Source organism: Pelagimonas sp. (assembly GCF_058892305.1).
This window is the reverse complement of record NZ_JBZXVN010000006.1, coordinates 25,058-44,311: the sequence shown is the minus strand read 5'-3', so window position 1 is coordinate 44,311 and position 19,254 is coordinate 25,058. Positions and strand designations below refer to the sequence as shown.

The 19,254-nt window shown below is 55.8% G+C and carries 18 protein-coding genes and 2 tRNA genes; 9 read left to right on the top strand and 11 right to left on the bottom strand.

What is annotated here, in order from left to right; genetic code table 11:
- Positions 1 to 5: 5 nt before the first annotated feature.
- From AC5EFR_RS02715 to AC5EFR_RS02685, 7 genes are all read right to left on the bottom strand, one after another.
- Positions 6 to 1,217 (bottom strand): acetyl-CoA C-acetyltransferase, encoded by a 1,212-nt coding sequence (locus tag AC5EFR_RS02715; protein WP_299930018.1) that lies wholly within the window; start codon positions 1,215 to 1,217, stop codon positions 6 to 8.
- Positions 1,218 to 1,232: 15 nt separating this feature from the next.
- On the bottom strand, positions 1,233 to 1,871 hold the full coding sequence (locus AC5EFR_RS02710) for a glutathione S-transferase family protein (RefSeq protein WP_493574424.1): 639 nt from the start codon (positions 1,869 to 1,871) through the stop codon (positions 1,233 to 1,235).
- 361 nt (positions 1,872 to 2,232) lie between these two features.
- The gene (locus AC5EFR_RS02705; protein WP_493574423.1) at positions 2,233 to 3,366 is read right to left on the bottom strand and encodes an acyl-CoA dehydrogenase family protein; all 1,134 of its coding nucleotides are present in this window, start codon (positions 3,364 to 3,366) and stop codon (positions 2,233 to 2,235) included.
- 15 nt (positions 3,367 to 3,381) lie between these two features.
- On the bottom strand, positions 3,382 to 3,594 hold the full coding sequence (locus tag AC5EFR_RS02700) for a hypothetical protein (protein ID WP_299930025.1): 213 nt from the start codon (positions 3,592 to 3,594) through the stop codon (positions 3,382 to 3,384).
- A gap of 201 nt (positions 3,595 to 3,795) precedes the next feature.
- Positions 3,796 to 5,571, bottom strand: coding sequence for an acyl-CoA dehydrogenase C-terminal domain-containing protein (locus AC5EFR_RS02695; protein WP_493574422.1), 1,776 nt, complete (start codon positions 5,569 to 5,571; stop codon positions 3,796 to 3,798).
- 30 nt (positions 5,572 to 5,601) lie between these two features.
- Entirely contained in the window at positions 5,602 to 6,006 is a 405-nt protein-coding gene (locus AC5EFR_RS02690; protein ID WP_493574421.1) for a MerR family transcriptional regulator, read from the bottom strand.
- 264 nt (positions 6,007 to 6,270) lie between these two features.
- Entirely contained in the window at positions 6,271 to 6,642 is a 372-nt protein-coding gene (locus AC5EFR_RS02685; protein ID WP_493574420.1) for a MerR family transcriptional regulator, read from the bottom strand.
- Positions 6,643 to 6,778: 136 nt separating this feature from the next.
- Here AC5EFR_RS02685 and AC5EFR_RS02680 point away from each other — a divergent pair, with 136 nt between their 5' ends.
- From AC5EFR_RS02680 to AC5EFR_RS02650, 7 genes are all read left to right on the top strand, one after another.
- Positions 6,779 to 7,201 carry a PaaI family thioesterase gene (locus AC5EFR_RS02680; protein WP_493574419.1) on the top strand — a complete coding sequence of 141 codons (423 nt, stop codon included), beginning with the start codon at positions 6,779 to 6,781 and terminating at the stop codon, positions 7,199 to 7,201.
- Positions 7,201 to 7,710 (top strand): PaaI family thioesterase, encoded by a 510-nt coding sequence (locus AC5EFR_RS02675; protein ID WP_493574418.1) that lies wholly within the window; start codon positions 7,201 to 7,203, stop codon positions 7,708 to 7,710. Before AC5EFR_RS02680 ends, AC5EFR_RS02675 begins: the two co-directional genes overlap by 1 nt.
- Positions 7,711 to 7,825: 115 nt before the next feature.
- Positions 7,826 to 9,148 (top strand): MATE family efflux transporter, encoded by a 1,323-nt coding sequence (locus tag AC5EFR_RS02670; protein ID WP_493574417.1) that lies wholly within the window; start codon positions 7,826 to 7,828, stop codon positions 9,146 to 9,148.
- Between the two features lie 65 nt (positions 9,149 to 9,213).
- On the top strand, positions 9,214 to 10,458 hold the full coding sequence (gene trpB / locus AC5EFR_RS02665; RefSeq protein ID WP_493574416.1) for a tryptophan synthase subunit beta: 1,245 nt from the start codon (positions 9,214 to 9,216) through the stop codon (positions 10,456 to 10,458).
- A 274-nt stretch (positions 10,459 to 10,732) separates the two neighbouring features.
- A tRNA-Leu gene (locus AC5EFR_RS02660) sits at positions 10,733 to 10,809 on the top strand.
- Positions 10,809 to 10,881, top strand: a tRNA-Ile gene (locus tag AC5EFR_RS02655). The genes AC5EFR_RS02660 and AC5EFR_RS02655 overlap by 1 nt, the downstream gene beginning before the upstream one ends.
- Positions 10,882 to 11,275: 394 nt before the next feature.
- Positions 11,276 to 12,430 carry a slipin family protein gene (locus tag AC5EFR_RS02650; protein WP_493574415.1) on the top strand — a complete coding sequence of 385 codons (1,155 nt, stop codon included), beginning with the start codon at positions 11,276 to 11,278 and terminating at the stop codon, positions 12,428 to 12,430.
- 28 nt (positions 12,431 to 12,458) lie between these two features.
- On the opposite strand, the gene AC5EFR_RS02645 is transcribed toward AC5EFR_RS02650, so the two are convergent.
- The 3 genes from AC5EFR_RS02645 to pth form a co-directional block, all read right to left on the bottom strand.
- Complete coding sequence (locus AC5EFR_RS02645) at positions 12,459 to 12,836, bottom strand: DUF2237 family protein (RefSeq protein WP_493574414.1); 378 nt, start codon at positions 12,834 to 12,836, stop codon at positions 12,459 to 12,461.
- The gene (locus tag AC5EFR_RS02640) at positions 12,833 to 13,999 is read right to left on the bottom strand and encodes a serine hydrolase domain-containing protein (RefSeq protein WP_493574413.1); all 1,167 of its coding nucleotides are present in this window, start codon (positions 13,997 to 13,999) and stop codon (positions 12,833 to 12,835) included. Before AC5EFR_RS02640 ends, AC5EFR_RS02645 begins: the two co-directional genes overlap by 4 nt.
- 64 nt (positions 14,000 to 14,063) lie before the next feature.
- Entirely contained in the window at positions 14,064 to 14,762 is a 699-nt protein-coding gene (gene pth, locus AC5EFR_RS02635) for an aminoacyl-tRNA hydrolase (RefSeq protein ID WP_493574412.1), read from the bottom strand.
- A 210-nt stretch (positions 14,763 to 14,972) separates the two neighbouring features.
- Here pth and AC5EFR_RS02630 point away from each other — a divergent pair, with 210 nt between their 5' ends.
- A complete protein-coding gene (locus tag AC5EFR_RS02630) occupies positions 14,973 to 16,856 on the top strand; it encodes a PhoX family protein (RefSeq protein ID WP_493574495.1) in 1,884 nt (627 codons plus the stop codon).
- A 93-nt stretch (positions 16,857 to 16,949) separates the two neighbouring features.
- On the opposite strand, the gene AC5EFR_RS02625 is transcribed toward AC5EFR_RS02630, so the two are convergent.
- Complete coding sequence (locus tag AC5EFR_RS02625; protein WP_493574411.1) at positions 16,950 to 18,143, bottom strand: NnrS family protein; 1,194 nt, start codon at positions 18,141 to 18,143, stop codon at positions 16,950 to 16,952.
- Positions 18,144 to 18,397: 254 nt separating this feature from the next.
- On the opposite strand from AC5EFR_RS02625, the gene cobA reads away from it, so the two are divergent.
- The gene (cobA, locus tag AC5EFR_RS02620; RefSeq protein ID WP_493574410.1) at positions 18,398 to 19,216 is read left to right on the top strand and encodes a uroporphyrinogen-III C-methyltransferase; all 819 of its coding nucleotides are present in this window, start codon (positions 18,398 to 18,400) and stop codon (positions 19,214 to 19,216) included.
- Positions 19,217 to 19,254 lie beyond the last annotated feature (38 nt).

The window sequence follows — 19,254 nt, the reverse complement described above, 5'->3', positions numbered from 1 at the left end:
AACCCTTACACGCGTTCGATGATGGTGGCTGCGCCCATGCCGGAGGCGATGCACAAAGTGGCAAGGCCAACGCCTTTGCCGCTGCGCTCCAGCTCATCCAATAGGGTTCCGATGATGATCGCTCCGGTGGCCCCAAGAGGGTGACCCATGGCGATCGACCCACCATTTACGTTGACCTTGCTATCATCCACGTCAAAGGCCTGCATGAAGCGCAGAACAACCGACGCAAAGGCTTCGTTGACTTCGAACAGATCGATGTCGTTGATGGTCATGCCATGATCGGCCAAAATCTTTTGGGTCACAGGAACCGGGCCGGTCAACATGATTGTCGGGTCGGTCCCGATCTTGGCGGTGGCGCGGATGCGGGCCCGTGGCTTCAAGCCGTGCTTTTCTCCGAACTCTTTGTTGCCGATCAAAACGGCGGCGGAGCCATCAACAATGCCCGAACTGTTGCCCGCATGGTGGATGTGGTTGATGCGCTCAAGATGAGGGTATTTCATCAAGGCGATCTTGTCGAAACCGGGCATAACTTCGCCCATGTCCTTGAATGACGCCTTAAGTTTCGCCAGATCGTCAACACCGGTGCCGGGGCGCATGTATTCATCGCGGTCCAGAATGGTCAGGCCGTTCTGGTCGATGACGGGCACAACAGAGTTGGCAAAGCGATTGTCTGCCCAGGCCGCGGCGGCACGTTTTTGCGATTCAACCGCCAGTGCGTCGGCGTCTTCGCGGCTAAAGCCATACTCGGTTGCGATAATATCGGCCGAAATGCCCTGCGGGACAAAATAGCTGTCCATGGCGAGGCTCGGGTCCACCGCAATCGCTGCGCCATCAGCCCCCATCGCGACGCGGCCCATCATTTCGACACCACCGGCGATATAGGCATCCCCTGCGCCACCTTTGACCTGATTGGCGGCGAGGTTCACGGCTTCCATGCCCGAGGCGCAGAACCGGTTGATCGCCAGGCCCGGAATCGATTGGTCAAGGTCAGAGGCCAAAACCGCAGAGCGTGCCAAGCATCCGCCTTGTTCCATAACCTGGGTGACGTTGCCCCAGATCACATCTTCTACGGCATGGCCTTCCAGATTGTTGCGCTCTTTCATGGCGTTCAGCATTTGCGCAGACAGGCGCAGGCTCGTTACCTCGTGGAGGCTGCCATCCTTGCGGCCCTTGCCACGCGGGGTGCGGGCGGCGTCATAGATATAGGCTTCGGTCATTCTTGTCTTCCTTGGTCAAGCTCGGTCCGCGGGGGAGCCGGGCATCAAATCATAGGGGTGTTTCCAACCGTCGAGCCCTTCGATTTTCGAAAGCCAACGATCAATTTCGGGCCAGTCCGCGCGGATAAACCCGAACGGTTCTGGGTAAAACAGGTAGCCGCAACAGCTTAGATCGGCGTTGGTCACACCGTTTCCAACGATCCAATCCCGCTCTTGCAGGTGATCATTGAGCACTTTGTACGCGGCGTTTAGGCGGCCTTGCATAAACCCGATCACGGGGGCAGGGCGCTTGTCCTCGGGGAGGAAGTTCATCAGGAAACGCGTCATTCCAGCTTGGGAGGACAGCTTGTGATTGTCCCAGAACATCCAACGCATGACTTCGCGCGCCTCTTCGGGGGTCTCGCCACCAAACTTACCACTTTTCTCGGTGACATACATCTGGATAACCCCGGATTGGGTCACCCGCGTTTCTCCATCGACAAGGGCTGGGGCCTCGCCCATTTCATTGACATTTTCGCGGTAATCCGGCGTGCGGGTCTCACCATTGAAGAAATCAACTTTGACCGGTTCCCAATCCAACCCTGAGAGTTGAAGCGCAAGAGCGGCTTTGTAAGCGTTCCCGCTTTCACCAAAACAATAGAGTTTCATGGTCATGACACGTTTCCTACGTTGTCGCTTGTTTCGCCGACAGAGGCGGTGATTTTGCATCCCCGCACCCCTGCAGAGTCTTTTTGGCAAGATGAAGAGTAGCCAAATTCAGGGTTTGTTAAGCCTAATGTTGCTACAACGTTCCTGCGTTGTAGGCTGGAGAGCTGAGCAACGTGCGAGGTGAAACTCTGATGCCCCGCCTGCGGTCCACTTGGCGGTCGGGCGCGGCGGCAGAGTGGACCGATTGCTGCCCAGCTGCCGGGTTCGATATGCGGTTTTGTTTCATCTTGCCAAACAAACTCCACAGGGGTCTGGGGGTGTGAAACCCCCAGTCCAATCCTGTCCGCAAAGCCTATTGCTTCAAGTCTCACAGGGCCCTCGCAATCAGTTCCTTCATGATCTCATTCGTACCGCCATAGATCCGTTGCACACGGGCATCGGCCCACATTTCTCCAACGGCATATTCTTGCATGTAACCATAGCCGCCATGCAATTGCAGGCATTCGTCTAACACCTCTCCTTGAGCATCCGTGAGCCAGTATTTGGCCATCGCCGCCTTATCGACAGTCAAGGTTCCGGCGATCAATTCGGCCATACACTCGTCAAGAAAGGCGCGGCAAACCTTGGTTTTGGTCACGCATTCCGCAAGTTTAAAGCGGGTGTTTTGAAACTGGGTGAGCGGCCCGCCAAAGGCCTCGCGCTCTTTGCAATAGGCGATGGTGCGTTCAACCGCCCCCTCCATGGCCCCCATGGACATGCAGGCAATAACCATCCGCTCTTGAGGGAGCTGTTGCATCAGTTGATAGAACCCTTGGTTTTCTTCACCACCCAAGAGGTTTTCTGGTGCGATTTCTACATTGTCAAAGAACAGCTCGGATGTATCCGCCGCGTGACAGCCGATTTTCTCTAAATTCCGGCCACGTTGAAACCCGTGTGACCCGTCGGTTTCAACCACCATCAAGGACACACCCTTGGACCCTTGGGCTGGATCAGTCTTTGCGGCGACAATGATGAGATTGGCGTGCTGACCATTGGTGATAAACGTCTTTTGCCCCGACAATTTATAGGCATTTCCGTCTTTGACGGCTTTGGTTTTGATCGCCTGCACATCCGAGCCTGTTGAGGGTTCGGTCATCGCTAGTGCGCCGACCATCTCGCCCGTGACCAATTTCGGAAGCCATCGCTGCTTTTGATCTTCGGTGCCATAGGCCAGAACATAGTGGGCGACGATGCCGGAATGGATGCCCACGCCCCAACTGGCCAAATTCGCCCGGTTGGCTTCCATCAAAATGACGGCTTCGTGGCCGAAATCACCGCCGGCGCCACCGTATTCTTCGGGGATCGAGGGGCCAAGAAGACCCAACTCACCGGCCTGTTGCCAAATCTCGCGGTCCATCTGACCCTGTTTGCGCCATTTGCCAAAAAGAGGAGACCACTCGGTTTCGATGAACTTTTGCGTCATCTCTGCCAACATTTGGTGTTCGTCTGTCATCCAACTCATAGGTGGATCTCTTTCTTACTTTTTACGAGCTTCAAGCTCGGAATTGAATTGGCGGAGTTTGAGAGACAGCACCTCGGTATCGGTGACGCTGTCAAAGTTTTCGAATAGGAACGACAACGCTTCGCCTTCATCTAGCCCGGCCTCTTGCGCGAACCGTTTCAGATTGCGGTATCCATCTTCGGTCATAGCGGCATTAAAACGACGGGTGAGGCGAAAGCGTTTGGGCATGTCAGATACTTTTCGATACAAAACGGGGGGCGTTTGGGCCGTTAACATGCATGGAAAAGGGGAGGGACGGTAGGCGCAACAGCTGTGAATGAACGGCACGGCCTTTGCCGTTGTTCAACACATAGTTCAACGCGATGCGCATGCCGGTTCCTCCCAAATCCGGTAGTGATGCGTGGCGGGGCGGCCCCGCCATCACAGATATCAGAACTGGTCGGCGTCCAGCGCCATCACAGTGTCAGCACCGCTTTCGATCCGGCGCAAATGCGTTCCGGTCATGGGGAGCTGACGTGCCATATAGTAGCGCGCGGTTGCCAGTTTCGTCTCGTAGAACGCTGCGTCGTCAGTGCCTTCGGCGAGTTTTGACGTCGCGGCCTTGGCCATACGGCCCCACATCAGACCAAGGCAGACAAGACCAAACATGTGCATAAAATCATAGGACCCAGCGAGCGCATTGTTGGGGTTCTTCATGCCGTTTTGCATGAAGTACATGCCAGCGGCCTGAAGGTCTTTGGAGGCGTCTTTGAGTGGCCCGACGAAATCGGCCATGGCCTCGTCGTCACCGTTTTCTTTGCAGAAGGTTTTGACCAGATCAAAGAACGCCATGACATGTTTGCCGCCATCTGTGGCAAGTTTACGGCCAACCAAATCAAGCGCCTGAACGCCATTGGCACCTTCGTAAATCATTGCGATACGCGCATCGCGGGCGAACTGGGACATGCCAAATTCTTCGATATAGCCATGGCCGCCATAGACTTGCTGGGCGGTCACGGCATAGTCAAAGCCTTTGTCTGAGAGATACCCTTTGATGACAGGCGTCAGCAAAGACACAAGCCCTTCGGTTTCTTTGTCACCGTTGCGATGCCCCATATCAAGCATCTGAGCCCCCCAATAGATGAACGCCCGACCACCTTCGATAAAGCTTTTCTGATCCATCAGGTTGCGACGGATGTCAGGGTGAACGATCAGCGGATCGGCCGGACCTTCTGGGTTCTTCGCACCGGTTACGTCGCGCCCCTGAAGGCGGTCTTTGGCGTATTCAACGGCGTTTTGATAGGCCACTTCGGCTTGGGCAAACCCCTGAAGGCCAACACCTAAACGCGCTTCGTTCATCATTGTGAACATGGCGCGCATGCCTTTGTTCAGATCACCAAGGAGGAAGCCGGTGGCCTCATCATAGTCCAGAACACAGGTGGCATTGCCGTTGATGCCCATTTTCTTTTCGATTTTGCCGACCGACACACTATTGCGATCCCCAAGAGAGCCGTCTTCTTTGACGATGAACTTGGGCACAATGAACAGTGATACGCCCTTGATACCTTCGGGGGCACCGGGGGTTTTCGCCAGAACAAGGTGAATAGTGTTGTCGGCAAGGTCGTGATCACCAGCGGAAATAAAGATTTTCTGACCGCTGACTTTGTAGCTGCCGTCGTCCTGTGGCACGGCTTTGGTGCGCATCAGGCCCAGATCGGTGCCGCAATGTGGCTCGGTGAGGTTCATGGTGCCGGTCCAGTCACAAGTGACCATTTTCGGCAGGTAGGTGGCTTTCTGCTCATCGCTACCATGGGCGTGGATCGCCGAATATGCGCCGTGCGTTAGACCCGCATACATGTTGAACGCCATATTGGCGGCGGAGAATTGTTCGCCAACAGCCGTGGCGATAAGATAGGGGAGACCCTGGCCGCCATACTCCGGATCACAATCCAGAGCGGTCCAACCACCGTGACGCACTTCGTCAAACGCGGCTTTAAACCCTTCGGGCGTGCGCACCACACCGTTTTCGAGTTTACACCCCTGTTTGTCACCCACCTCGTTCAAGGGAAACATAACCTGCTCGGCGATCTTGGCGGACTCTTCCAGGATGGCACCTGTGGTGTCGCGGTCCAGATCTTCGTAGCCGGGAATTTTCGCATCGTTGACGTTGAGAACGTCATGCAGAACAAACTGCTGGTCCTTGGTGGGGGCCGTGTATGAAGGCATCTCTCTCTCCCTAGAGTGACTGGCCGAGTGCTACCCGGCCGCGCTTTTCCTGTTTTGTGCCGAGGCGAGCATTTTTTCGCCCCAAACCATCTGTTCTTTCAGCTCTTCAATGGCGGCGTTAAGTTCATCGCGTTGACGAACCATATCAGCCAGACGTTGCCGGGCGATCTCATAAGTCTGTTCCAGCTGCGATTGCTGCTGGTCCTCAACATCGTACAGATCAAGCAGCTGACGGATCTCTTCGAGGGAAAAGCCAAAACGCTTGCCTCGCAGGATCAGTTTCAACCGGGCACGGTCACGTTTGGTAAAGAGGCGCTTTTGGCCTTCGCGGATCGGGAACAGCAATTCTTTCTGTTCGTAAAAGCGCAAAGTGCGTGGTGTCACCTCAAACGCGTCGCACATCTCCCTAATCGTCATTACTCTGTCTTCGCTCATCAGATCATCCTCGGTGGCTAACATGCCCTTGAGGTGCTAAATCTGTTCCCTTCATACAATGGGAAAAACCGTTGACGTAACTCATACGCCGCGTCACTTTCAGGTTGACGTAAGATCAGGCAACGTAAAGGTCCGGGTTTTGTAACTTTGTTTTAAAGGGCCTTGGTTAACGTATGAATCACAAATACCAACAAAGGGTTAACGGCCTATCCATTGGGTTAGGCCGCTCTATGCAAAGGAGAAAATGGAAAAGGTGTTGAGTTGTCAGATTCCCAAGTCCGACGCCACATCGTCGCGAAGAGTTTGCAATTCATTCATGGCTTCGTCTAGCTGTTTACGCTGTTCGGCCAACTCGCGCATTTGCCTGTCGGCCATGTCGATCCACGCGCGCATCTGGGCTTCGTTGCCCTCCTTTTCGTAGATCAAAAGCCATTGCCGAATGTCTTCGAGCTGAAACCCAAACTTGCGCCCCCGCAGAATCAGCGTCATGCGGGCGATTTCCTTGCCCCCATAAAATCGCGATCTGCCTTGCCGCTCAGGCGACAAAAGCTCGATATACTCATAGTAACGCAACGTGCGCGGTGTCACATCGAACCGCTCACACATGTCTTTGAAGCTAAGACGGGCATCTTCCATGGCAAACTCCCTTGCCTGCAACCTAAGCCCCGAAAATCGCTCTGACAACCTTTGCTGACGCAACGCTCCTTGGCGGTAGCCAAACAGCTTGCGGCTGTTGCGCTTGGTGCCCATAACTAAGGCAAAGGAGCACGCCATGACCGCAGACAAGGCGAAAATCGCCAAACAGTTTATTGAAATCATCCCGCATGCCAAGGCGTTGGGGATGCATATCAAGCAGATTGGTGATGGGCTGGCTGAGATCACCATGCCCTATGATGAGGCCTTGATAGGTGATCCTAAAACCGGTGTGATTCATGGTGGGGCGGTGTCGACCTTGATGGACACATGTTCCGGTGCCGCCGTAATGAGCCACCCTGATAGCCCTGCGGGCACCGCAACCATCAACCTACGGATTGATTACATGCGGGCGGCAACCCCCGGTCAGGCAATTACCGCCCATGCGGAATGCTATCACATCACCCGCAACGTCGCTTTTGTACGCGCCAAGGCTTTCGACGCCGATTTCGACAATCCCGTCGCGACGGCGGCCGGGGCCTTTACTGTGGAGGCGAAATAATGGTGCGCAAACCCCCAGAACCCGTCCAGATCGTCAAACAACGTCGCGATGCCGCACTTGCTGCGCTCGTCGAAGGGGTGCCCTACATTCGCTACCTCGGGATTACGTTTGAACGTCACGGCGACGAACTCACCGCGGTTTTGCCCTTTGATGAAAAGCTCATCGGCAACCCGTTTTTGCCAGCCCTGCACGGTGGCGTCACGGCGGCGTTTCTGGAAACGGCGGCGATTATCACGCTCAGCTGGTCATACCTTTGGGAAGACATCGAAAACGGCACACTTGACCCCGATGCCTTGACCCATGGCGACCTGCCGCGCCTGCCCAAAACCATCGACTTCACCGTTGACTATTTGCGCTCTGGGCTTCCCCGCGATGCCTATGCACGGGCGCGGGTGACCCGGTCGGGGCGGCGCTATGCCTCGGTTCAGGCCGAAGCCTGGCAAGACAATCGCGACCGCCCAATGGCCCAAGCCACAGCGCACTTTCTGATGCCGCGCCCCAAATCCTGATCCTGTCGACGACACAGTGCCGTCGCGGTTTCTTGTTTCCCAATATATCCCGGGGAGTCCGCCCAAGGCGGGCGGGGCAGCGCCCCACTGTCCCTAGACACAAGCGATTGCCGAGATGAGCAGCGATGAAATCACCCATAGCCGCATTCTAAAGATCGCGATTCCGATCATGCTCGCCAATGTTGCGGTGCCTTTGATCGGTGTTGTCGATACGGCGGTGGTCGGTCAAATCCCGCATGCTGAACCCATCGCCGCCGTTGGGATTGGCTCGGTGGTTTTGTCGGCGATCTACTGGGTCTTTGGGTTCTTGCGCATGGGCACCGCCGGTATGACCGCACAGGCCGAAGGCGCGGGGGATCGTGGCGAAGTGGTGGCCTTGTTGGTGCGCTCGCTGATGATCGGCGGGGCCGGTGGATTGGTGATAATTGGTTTGTTGCAACCGATACTTGGTCTCGCCTTTGGAATGTCCCCGGTCGACGATCACGTCGAAACACTCTCGCGTAGCTACATGAATATCCGCATTTGGTCCGCCCCGGCGGCAATCGGCATATACGGCATTTTGGGCTGGCTGATTGCGCGTGAACGGTCGCGCGCGGTTTTGGCGATGCAGGTGTTGGTCACGGTGTTGAACGTGGTTGGGGATCTGATCTTTGTCACCGGCATGGGCTGGGGTGTTCAGGGAGTTGCCGGTGCTAGCGTGATCGCCGAATGGAGCGGCTTGGCGTTTGGGCTCTGGCTCTGTCGTAATGCGTTGCGTCACGCGGCGGCTCGCGATTGGCCGCGGGTTTTCGACATGGCCGCGTTGCGTAAAATGGCTGTGGTCAACACCGATATCCTTGCACGATCTTTGATGCTCGAAGCGATCTTCCTGTCTTTCATTTTCTACTTTAGCGCCGGTTTTGGCACCGTCCAATTGGCGGCCAATCAAGTGCTTATGCAGTTCATCCAGATCATGGCCTTTGCGCTTGACGGCTTTGCTTTCGCGGCAGAAGCCCTTGTTGGTCAGGCGTTTGGGGCAGGGGCGGTCGCCCGATTGCGCCGTGCCGCGTGGTTGAGCACACTTTGGGGATTTATCTGCAACTTTGGTTTTGCCATTGGGTTCTGGCTTTTTGGTGGGGCTATCATCGACATGATCTCCAAAGACCCAGAGGTCCAATCCACGGCGCGCATCTACCTAATATGGATCGCAATGACCCCGATCATTGGCTTGCCAAGTTGGATGCTGGATGGGATTTTCATTGGGACAACCCGCACACGGGACATGCGCAATATGATGGTGATCTCCGCCGTTGCGTTTTTCATCGCCGTCGCTGTGATGGTGCCAATCTGGGGCAATCACGGGCTTTGGGCGGGTTTGATGGTGTCCTTTGTCATGCGCGCTCTGACACTGGGTGCACGTTATCCGGCTCTGGAACGGGCGGCAGGCATCGCAAAATGATTTGCCTCTGGCCTTTTGCGCCCCAATTGCCCTATTGAAAGCCAAGACCGCACGGGAGAAACGCGATGGAAGACCTCATCAACAGCTTCATGACTGGCCCTGATGAAAAGGGGCGGTTTGGGATCCATGGGGGGCGTTTTGTCTCCGAGACTTTGATGCCGCTGATCCTGTCGCTGGAAGAGGAATACGAGAAGGCCAAAACAGACCAGTCATTCTGGGACGAGATGGATTTTTTGTGGAAGCACTATGTTGGCCGCCCATCGCCCCTCTATCATGCAGAACGCCTAAGCGAACGCCTTGGTGGGGCCAAGATTTACCTCAAGCGCGATGAGCTAAACCACACCGGCGCGCACAAGATCAACAACGTGTTGGGGCAGATCATTCTGGCCCGACGCATGGGCAAAACCCGGATCATCGCCGAAACCGGTGCCGGTCAACACGGCGTTGCTACGGCCACCGTTTGTGCCAAGTTCGGTCTCAAATGTGTTGTTTATATGGGCGCGCATGACGTTGAGCGTCAGTCTCCCAATGTGTTCCGCATGCGCCTTTTGGGGGCCGAGGTTATCCCGGTGACCTCCGGTCGCGGAACCCTCAAGGACGCGATGAACGATGCCCTGCGCGATTGGGTGACCAACGTCGCCGACACGTTTTACTGCATTGGCACCGTTGCTGGCCCGCATCCCTATCCGGCCATGGTTCGCGATTTCCAATCGATCATTGGCAAAGAAGCCAAAGAGCAGATCATGGAAGCCGAAGGCCGTTTGCCCGATACGATCATCGCCGCCATTGGCGGCGGGTCCAACGCGATGGGCCTGTTCTTCCCTTTCCTTGACGACAAAGACGTCAACATCATTGGCGTCGAAGCCGGTGGCAAGGGGGTGAATGACAAGATGGAGCATTGCGCGTCGCTAACTGGTGGTCGCCCCGGTGTTTTGCACGGCAACCGCACCTATCTATTGCAGGATGACGATGGCCAAATCCTCGAAGGGTTCTCAATTTCGGCCGGGCTCGACTATCCCGGTATCGGTCCTGAACATGCTTGGTTAAATGATATTGGCCGAGCGGAATACGTCGCCATCACCGACAAAGAGGCCTTGGCCGCGTTCCAGCTATCTTGTGAAACAGAAGGCATCATCCCGGCGCTTGAACCAAGCCATGCCTTGGCCCATGTCGCCAAGATCGCGCCAGAGCTTCCCAAAGATCATATCATCATCATGAATATGTGTGGGCGCGGCGACAAAGACATCTTTACCGTCGCCAAACACCTTGGCTTTGATATGTCCGACACAGAAGGCCGCACAGCGGACTGATATTTTTGCAAAGCGCAACCGCTTTGGAAATTGGCAAAAGGCGCTTCGGTTCGGAGCGCCTTTTTCATTTGTTGCGCGAGTGAGTAATAATGTTGCGCAGGCGCAACGCCCCTGTGCGACATTCAACCAACCGGTTGAACGACTCATCTCTTGCGGATTATTTCCCCCTCGTGGTCCTGATGGATCAGACCTTTGCGGGCTGAGTTGTTGCTCACCCGGTGCGGTTGGCTCTGCCATTCCCGTATGCCAAGGCTGAGACAGTGGGGTTGCACAGTGTGTTGTAGCTCAGTCAGGTAGAGCAGCGGGGCTAGGTTCCGCAGGTCATGGGTTCGACTCCCGTCAACATGTCCAAACGTAGCTCAGTCTGGATAGAGCACCAAACTCATAATTTGGGTGTCGCAGGTTCGACTCCTGCCGTTTCTCAAAGCTCTTAAGTGAGCACCGGCCTATCACGCCGGCCCGCGTTAAGCGGTCCAACACATCGGGTTCCGAAACCATCCTCGCGGGGGTGGATCGCGGCAAAGGTCACGACCTGCGCCCGACCCAACTCCGCTCAGGCCATTGGCCGGGGATCGGGAGACGTGCCGCCACCTGTTGGCCCGCCACGCCTCAATGGGGCAGGGCGCACCAATGGGCCGCGGCACCGCTCGCCCCATCCTCCGCCGCTTGCCTTGGCAATGGGGTGGTTTCGGACCCACTCATTTCACGCTTTGGCAATCGTGCCGGGGCGTCACACCTGCCGCCAATCCCGGCGCAACCCCAAACACCAAAAGGAGAAAAAGCGTTTTGCGCGCATGAAGACGTATTGGAGAGTATGATGAAAATGTTGATTGATAAGCTGCAAGGTAAGCAGCGCCTCACCCTGACCGAAACACAACGGGCGCTTGTCCTGTTGAATGGTCGCTTTGACGCCATGCTTGGCCCTGGTGAACACCGGCTAAGCGCGCGCAAGGCCGAGGTGATTGTATTTGACCTGACAACTCCCGTTTTCACGTCGCAATACGCCGATGCCTTGATGCGCACGCGGCCTGATCTGGCTGATCCTCATGTGGTGACCGTTGAAACCGGCGCGAATGAGATCGCGGTTCTGAGCCGCAATGGTCGGATTTGGGACCTTCTTTCGCCTGACAAGCGGTTGCTTTTGTGGCGCGATGCCGGAGACTGGCAGGTCGAGACCCTTGCCTTGTCCGGCACGCATGACGTGCCTCAAGACTTGGTCCGTCGGTTGGGTCAAACCGAGCGTGGCCGGGTATTGATGCGGGATATGAGCTGTGTCGAAGTGGCCCTTGGGCGCGTCGGTCTTTGGTCGATTGACGGGGTGCATCAAAAGGTGCTGACCTCCGGAACCTACTGGTTCTGGCAGTTGGGGCGTAAACATCTGGTCAAGATGGTGGATACCCGTTGGCAGGCCAAAGAGGTGACAGGTCAAGAGATCCTGACCAAAGACCGGGTGACTTTGCGCATCAACCTGAGCGCGGATTTCCGGGTCACGGACCCTCTGCGAGCGGTGTCGACGGTTGGGGACTTTCCCGAAGCTTTGCACCGGGCCTTGCAGCTTGCGTTTCGTAAAACCCTTGGCGCGCTAACATTGGATCAGATGTTGGCCGACAAGGTGAGTGTCGATGCCGAAGCCGCCGCCAAAGTGCGTGGCGAAATGGCCGAGATCGGCATCGAAGTGGGCGATATCGCATTGAAAGATGTGATCCTGCCCGGTGAGATGCGCGACATCTTGAACAAGGTGGTTGCGACGCAAAAAGAAGCCGAGGCCAACGTCATCCGGCGTCGTGAAGAAACGAACGCAACCCGTTCGCTTTTGAACACCGCCAGGGTGATGGCTGAAAATCCTGTGATGCTGCGCCTCAAAGAGCTTGAGGCGCTTGAAAACATCGCAAGCAAGGTCGACCAGTTGACCGTGCACAACGGCACCGAGGGTTTGATGAATGGAGTTGTCCGTTTGTCAGACCAAACCTAAGACCGGGGGCGGCGCGTAGGTGCCGCCCTTAGTTGTTTGTAAGGCTGTGTTCACGCAACACCTTGAGCGGCACAATCTCCAAGGCATCCTTGTGTGTGGCAGCCAGATTAACCTTGGGCGCACAGCCCTCGTCATGGGCCTGAAGGAAACGCGCTGCGCAAAGGCACCAATGATCACCGGGTTTGAGCCCGGCAAAATTGAACTCAGGTCGCGGCGTTGATAGATCGTTGCCCACATAGGCGGAATAGGCGAGGAATTCCGCTGTCATCACCGCACACACCGTATGGCTGCCGGCGTCTTCGGCGCAGGTATTGCAATGACCATCGCGGAAAAATCCGGTGAGCGGGTCGCGGGAGCATTCCTCAAGCATACCGTCTAACACATTGATCGCAGGGCGTTTCATCATGATCCGGTCTCCTTGAGCTGTGCCGCCAATCGGCGAAACATAGTGATGCTGTCGTCATTTGCCCCAGCCTCGCGAAAGGCGCGATCCGCAGCGTTCACAGCGATCACCACATCGGCGGTTTTGTCGACATAGACATATTGGCCATAGACCCCACGGGCCAAAAATTCACCGGGTTTTGCATCGGCGGGCATCCACCATTGATAGCCATATTGCATCTTGCCTGGCTCGGTTTTGGCCGACGGTTTCGTGCTGATCTCGACCCAGTCTTTGGGAATGATTTGTTGACCTTGAAATAGGCCATCGTTGCGAAACATCTCGCCCATGCGGGCATAATCACGGGTGGTCAGGTTGAGGCCCCCAAGGACAAAGGATACCCCATCGCCATCGGTGACATAATGCGGCGTACCATAAGTTCCGAGCGGCGAAAGAACGTATTCCCCCAATAAATCCGGCACGTTGCGGCCCGTCGCACCGCGCAGAACCATGCCAAGCACATGGGTGTCGATCGACACGTATTTCCATTGTTCTCCGGGTTCGACAAAGGTTTCGGTTAACCCGGCAACAAAGCCATCCATTGATCCCCCAAGAGCCAAGATGCGCCCCATCTTGTTGATGTCGCTCCAAAAATCGAGGTAGTCTTCGTCGAAGGTGACACCTGATGACATCTGTAAGACATTGAGAATGCTGGCATTGTCATAGGCGCTCCCCCGCAGGGAGGGCGCATATTTGGTCACAGGATCATCAAGACTTGCAATGTCGCCATTGGCCAAAACAACGCCAAACAGCGCCGAGAGATAGGATTTAGCCACCGACCAGCTAATCCGCGGATCGCTAGCATCGGTGCCCCTGTGATAGCTTTCATGGCGGATGGCACCGTCGTGAACGACAAGGATACCGGTGATCGAACGGCGTGCGAGCCATGTGTCCCAATCGCTAGGAAGGGGCATAGGATCGCCGGTTGGAAGCGGGATCGGATCGGATGTGATGGGAATTGGGCGATTGTGGAAAAGGTCGCCCATATGACTGAAATTGTGAACGATTTTCTCTTCGGAGAACAGGGTGTTCACGGAATTGAGACGGATCAGGTCTTCGCGTTTCCAAACCGCCAAACCCGCTAGGATCACCGCCAACACGACCAAGCCGCGCAGTATCTTTTTCAGCATAAATCACCTCCGGCGCGTAGGGTGCGCGCCCAAATGAATTTGGGCAAGCCCAAAGGTGGTTTTCCTAACGGAACTTGTCAGCGAGCTTTTGCAGGGCGGATCGTGAATCTGGCTCTGGTTTTGTTGCGGATTTTTCTGCAGCTTGTGGCGCGTCGCTGGTCTTGGCTTTCTCGGGCTTGTTATTGGAGGACCGCGGTGGGTTGGTTTTCAGCGCAACGGCGTTTTGAAACCGTCCCTTGTCGCCATCGGCCAAGGATGGCACGCCATCACTTATGCCCCAAAGCAAGTTGTTCAGCCAGTCGTCGTCGGCTTTGGGAAAGTCATGTAGCACATAGGCCGAGACCAAATCCTTGCGACCGGGGTGACCAATACCAAGTCGAACCCTTTGATAAGCTTCGCCAATATGCCCGTGAATAGAGCGCAATCCATTGTGCCCCGCATGTCCACCGCCCATTTTGACCCGGCATTTGCCCGGCGCAAGGTCAAGCTCATCATGGAAGACCGTGACGTCGCCAACTTCCATTTTGTAAAACCGCATGGCCTCGCCAACTGATTGGCCAGAGAGGTTCATAAAGGTTTCGGGCTTGAGCAGTAGAATCTTGTCCCCGCCAAGACGCCCTTCACAAATTTGGCCTTGAAACTTGGATTTCCATGGTGAAAACCCGTGGTCCGAAGCGATCTGGTCCAAGGCCATAAAGCCGATATTATGTCGGTTTTTCGCGTATTTGGTGCCCGGGTTTCCCAAGCCGACAAAAAGCTGCATGGCGTCTCTCCGCGTGGATATTGATGTTGGGTATATGACAGGCACGAAGCGCAGGTAAAGGGGCGAGGGCGGGTGGCGTTGTCGTAAATTCGTTAGGAAACCGTCATGTCAGCTATACATTTGCTTGGCACACCCGCGCTGATCAAATCTGTGGCCGGTATGGATGCCGACGCAGACCTAGCAAATGATAGTGAGCAAGGAACTGTAGAGATGAGCGATAAGAATTTGGTAGACCTGTCATGGGACGATTTTGACGAACAGCGCGACCCGCGCCCTGATGCAAACCAATTTGACGCAGTCGTTGATCGCGCAGTTTCGCGCCGTGGTTTCCTTGGTGGCGCTTTGGCATTTGGCTCGGGCGCGGCTGTGTTTGGCACAGGTTTGTTTTCCTCTACCACGGCGGCGCGTGCCGATGGTCATGCCAAGTTTGGTTTCAAGCCGGTTGGCATTGCGACCGACTATGACATCCATGTTCCAGAGGGTTTTGAGCACAAAGTTCTGGTCCGTTGGGGTGATGCGCTTTGGTCTGATGCCAAAGATGCCTATAGCGCCGAAACCGGCGTGTCGGTTGACATGTCGGACAAGGTGTTTGGTGAAAACACCGATGGCATGGAGTTGTTCGAAGTGAACGGCAAACAGCTGATCGCGGTGAACTCCGAATATGTGAACCCCAAGATCAACCTACCCGTCGAATCCGAAGGCACCCCTCGCACAACCGAAGAAGTTGTTCTGCTTAAGAACCTTCAGGGTGTGACCGTGATGGAAGTGGCCGACACCGGCAACGGCTTCGAAGTGGTGCTGGACAGCGAGTACAACCGTCGCATCACCCACGAAACCGAAATGAAAATCGCAGGCCCCTTGGCCGGTCACACCTTGGTTCAGACCAAAGCCGATCCGTCGGGCATGATGGTCAAAGGCACCATGAACAACTGTGGCTCAGGCAAGACGCTGTGGGACACATATCTCACTTGCGAAGAGAACTTTAACGGTTATTTCGGCGCAACCGGTGAGATGCCGGAAGGCGAAGGCTACAAGCGCTATGGTATCGGCGGCGACGGCCGTTATGCCTATGAAAAGTTTGATGAACGCTATGACATCAGCAAAGAGCCAAATGAGCCGCATCGTCATGGGTTCATTACGGAAATCAACCCAGCGGCCCCAACATCGGTTCCGGTAAAGCGCACCGCGCTGGGCCGTTTCAAACATGAAAACGCTGAAATGGTTCATGCCAAAGATGGCCGCGTTGTTGTCTATATGGGCGATGATGAACGTGGCGAATACCTTTATAAATATGTGTCCAATGCCACATGGGAAAAGGGTGCACCCACCGACGGGTTGCTGGATGATGGCGTTTTGTATGTCGCCAAGTTCAACGATGATCAGAGCGGTGAATGGTTGGCTTTGACGCCTGAAACCACCGGAATGGATGCCGCGGAAATCTTGTGCTTCACCCGCATGGCGGCGTCCAAGGTCGGCGGTACAACGATGGATCGCCCGGAATGGGTTGCGTCAAACCCGCTCAAGGTCGAAGCCTATTGCGCCCTGACCAACAACAAAAACCGCGGTGTTAAGCCGAATGCCGGTGGCGATGACACGTCGGTCAACGCAGTGAACCCGCGCGAGACCAACAAATACGGTCAAATCGTGCGCTGGACCCCCGCCGATGAAAACCATGCTTCTGATAAGTTTGGCTGGGACCTCTATGTCATGGCGGGCAATCCAACCGTGTATGACAACGAATATGGTGGCTCGGACAACGTTAACGAAGGCAACATGTTCAACTCGCCCGATGGTATGGCGTTCTCGTCCGATGGTCTTTTGTGGATCCAGACCGACGGCAACTACAAGAACGAAGGTGACTTTGCCGGAATGGGCAACAACCAGATGCTGGTTGGCGACCCGGAAAGCGGTGAAATCATACGCTTTATGACCGTTCCAAATGGTGCCGAAGTCACTGGTCTTTGCTGGTCGGCTGACAAAACCGTTGCCTTTGTCGGTGTTCAGCACCCCGGCGGATCTTGGCCAGATGGGGCAGGCAAGCCACGGTCTTCTGTGGTTGCAGTTTGGCGTCAAGACAAGGCCGTCTTCGGTTAAACCGCGGTCCTAAGAATGATAAAACGGCCCTCCTTGCGGGGGCCGTTTTTTTTGGACTGAGACGCCCCGAAGACCGACCAAGAAGTGCCTTATCTAGGCGGAAACGGGTTGTTTTTTGATCCGTTCACCCCAGAAAATCGGCCAAAGCGCGATTGTGTAAAGCGCAAAGGCCACAATCCACAAAGCGCCTGAGATCAGGATGCCAGCCATATAAAGGTCGGGCCAAATCGTGGCCGCCACACGGATAAGGGCGGCAAGAGGCACCAGAATATAGGCGACGGCAACGGGCTTGGGTGCAATCAAGTCGCGACCCGAATGCCCCAATGCTGCACGCGACATCACCGACAATGTCATGCCGCCGACGCCGCCAATACCAAGGACATGCAGCGCAGCAATCTCGCTCCCAATGTCAAACGCCGCCAGGCCGAGCATCACAAAGCCAAGGGCATTGAGTGCGTAGGAAAGATGCAAGGTCCACAAAATCGGTTGGCGCAGGGTCCAAACTCCGCGCCAGAGCGCGACACGCAAAAGAGCGGCGCAGCCAGCGACAAGCGCAACAAAGCCCATGACCCAAATGGGCGCGCCGGTGAGCAAAGCGAGCGGAACCAAAAGAGCGGGCGCGATTGAGGCAACAGCCAGAGGTGTTGGGTTCGATGGTAGGTTGTCCTCGCGCCCCACGCGCAACATGGCATTGCGGGTAAAAGCCGGGGTGACACGGCCGCCCAAGATCACAATCAACGCGCAAAGCGCCGCCAAACCTCCGCGCATCCCCTGATCGGCGGTATCTTGTGTTAGGCCAGCCCATTCCAGATGCACCAAAACGTTGCCCGACCAAAAGACCAGAATGGCAACCAACAAGATCAGCTGTTGTGGCTTGGGGCGTTTGAGCAGGGTTTGAAGAATGCGGCCCGCAAGGATAGGCAAAAACAGCAAATCAATGATGGCAACCAAGGTCAAAGGCAAGCTCCCTGACCACCAGATAGCGAGACGACCGGCGAGCCAAAGGCCGGATGTGACGGCAAAAAAGCTGGTCGGCTCAGGCCCGGATTTGGTCCAACTCGGGGCGGCAGTGAGAAGGAACCCGGCAATCGCGGCAGCACCATAGCCAAAGATCATTTCATGAGCGTGCCAAAGGTGCGGGGGCTGGGCCGTGGGGAGAGTTATTTCACCAAAACTGGCCTGCCAAATTTCCCAGACAAGAATGACCCAGATGGCGCAAAGCCCTGCGAGTAAAAAGAAGACCCTATAGCCCGCAGAGAACAGGCGTTTCCAATGAGACTGGGTCATAGGTCGTTTCCTTGATCAAAAGGAGGAAGCGGAGAGGGGAAAAGGAATGCGTGCATAAGACTCGTACCGATGGGCGCGCCTAGGGGCGGCAAAAAGCGTCTGATGTCACCCTCAGGGAGGAGTGGCAAAAGTGCTTTGACCAAAGTCAAGGAGGGGCGATCACGATCTGGGCAGGTTTGAACACAACTTGGACGGGGAAAGAATCCCTCGACGGGCGCAACCAATTGCCAGCCATCTCCGCAAGAGAGTGAGCCATGATAAAAGACACAACAGGAGCCAAAACCGGACAGGTCTTGCTAATTGGGGCAGGGCCGGGGGATCCCGAATTGCTGACACGCGGTGCGCTGCGGGCCATGCAAAGCGCCGATGTCGTGGTTTTTGATCGGTTGGTGTCGCCTGAGATCATGGGTTGGGTGCCCGAGGATGTTTTGCGGATCGACGTGGGCAAGGCCCCCGGCGATCACAAGCTGACACAAGAGGAAACCAATACCCTGCTGATAGATTTGGCGCGGCGCGGCATGCGTGTTGCGCGACTTAAGGGCGGAGACCCTTTGATTTTTGGACGCGGTAGCGAAGAGGCCGCCGCGTTGCGCAAAGCCGGTGTTGCTTTTGAATATATGCCGGGGATCACCTCGGCGCAGGGGGCGGCTGCGGCGACCGCTGTTCCGCTAACCCATCGTGGGCTGGCAACCGGAGTGCGCTATGTCACCGGGCATCGCGCCAAGGATGCCCCCTTGAATTTGGATTGGGCGAGCCTGTCCAACGAAGACACGACCTTGGTCGTTTATATGGGCGCGATGAATATCGCAGACATCACGTCCAAGCTGATCCGCCATGGCATGGCATCGTCCCTGCCAGTCATGGCGGTTTCAGCCGCAACCACCCCGCGTCAGAAGCAGCTGTTCTCGGACCTAGGCCATATTGCCGAAACCGTAGCCGCCAGCGATCTAGACGCGCCTTTGCTTTTTGTCATCGGTCATGTGGTGACCCTAAACCCCATGGCGGCCCACCAGCTGGCCAAAGAGGTGAAACATGACGCAAAGCTCAACGCAAAGGTGGTGGCTTATGGCTGATTTCATGGGGTTCATTTGTCAAAAAAGATGCCGATCTC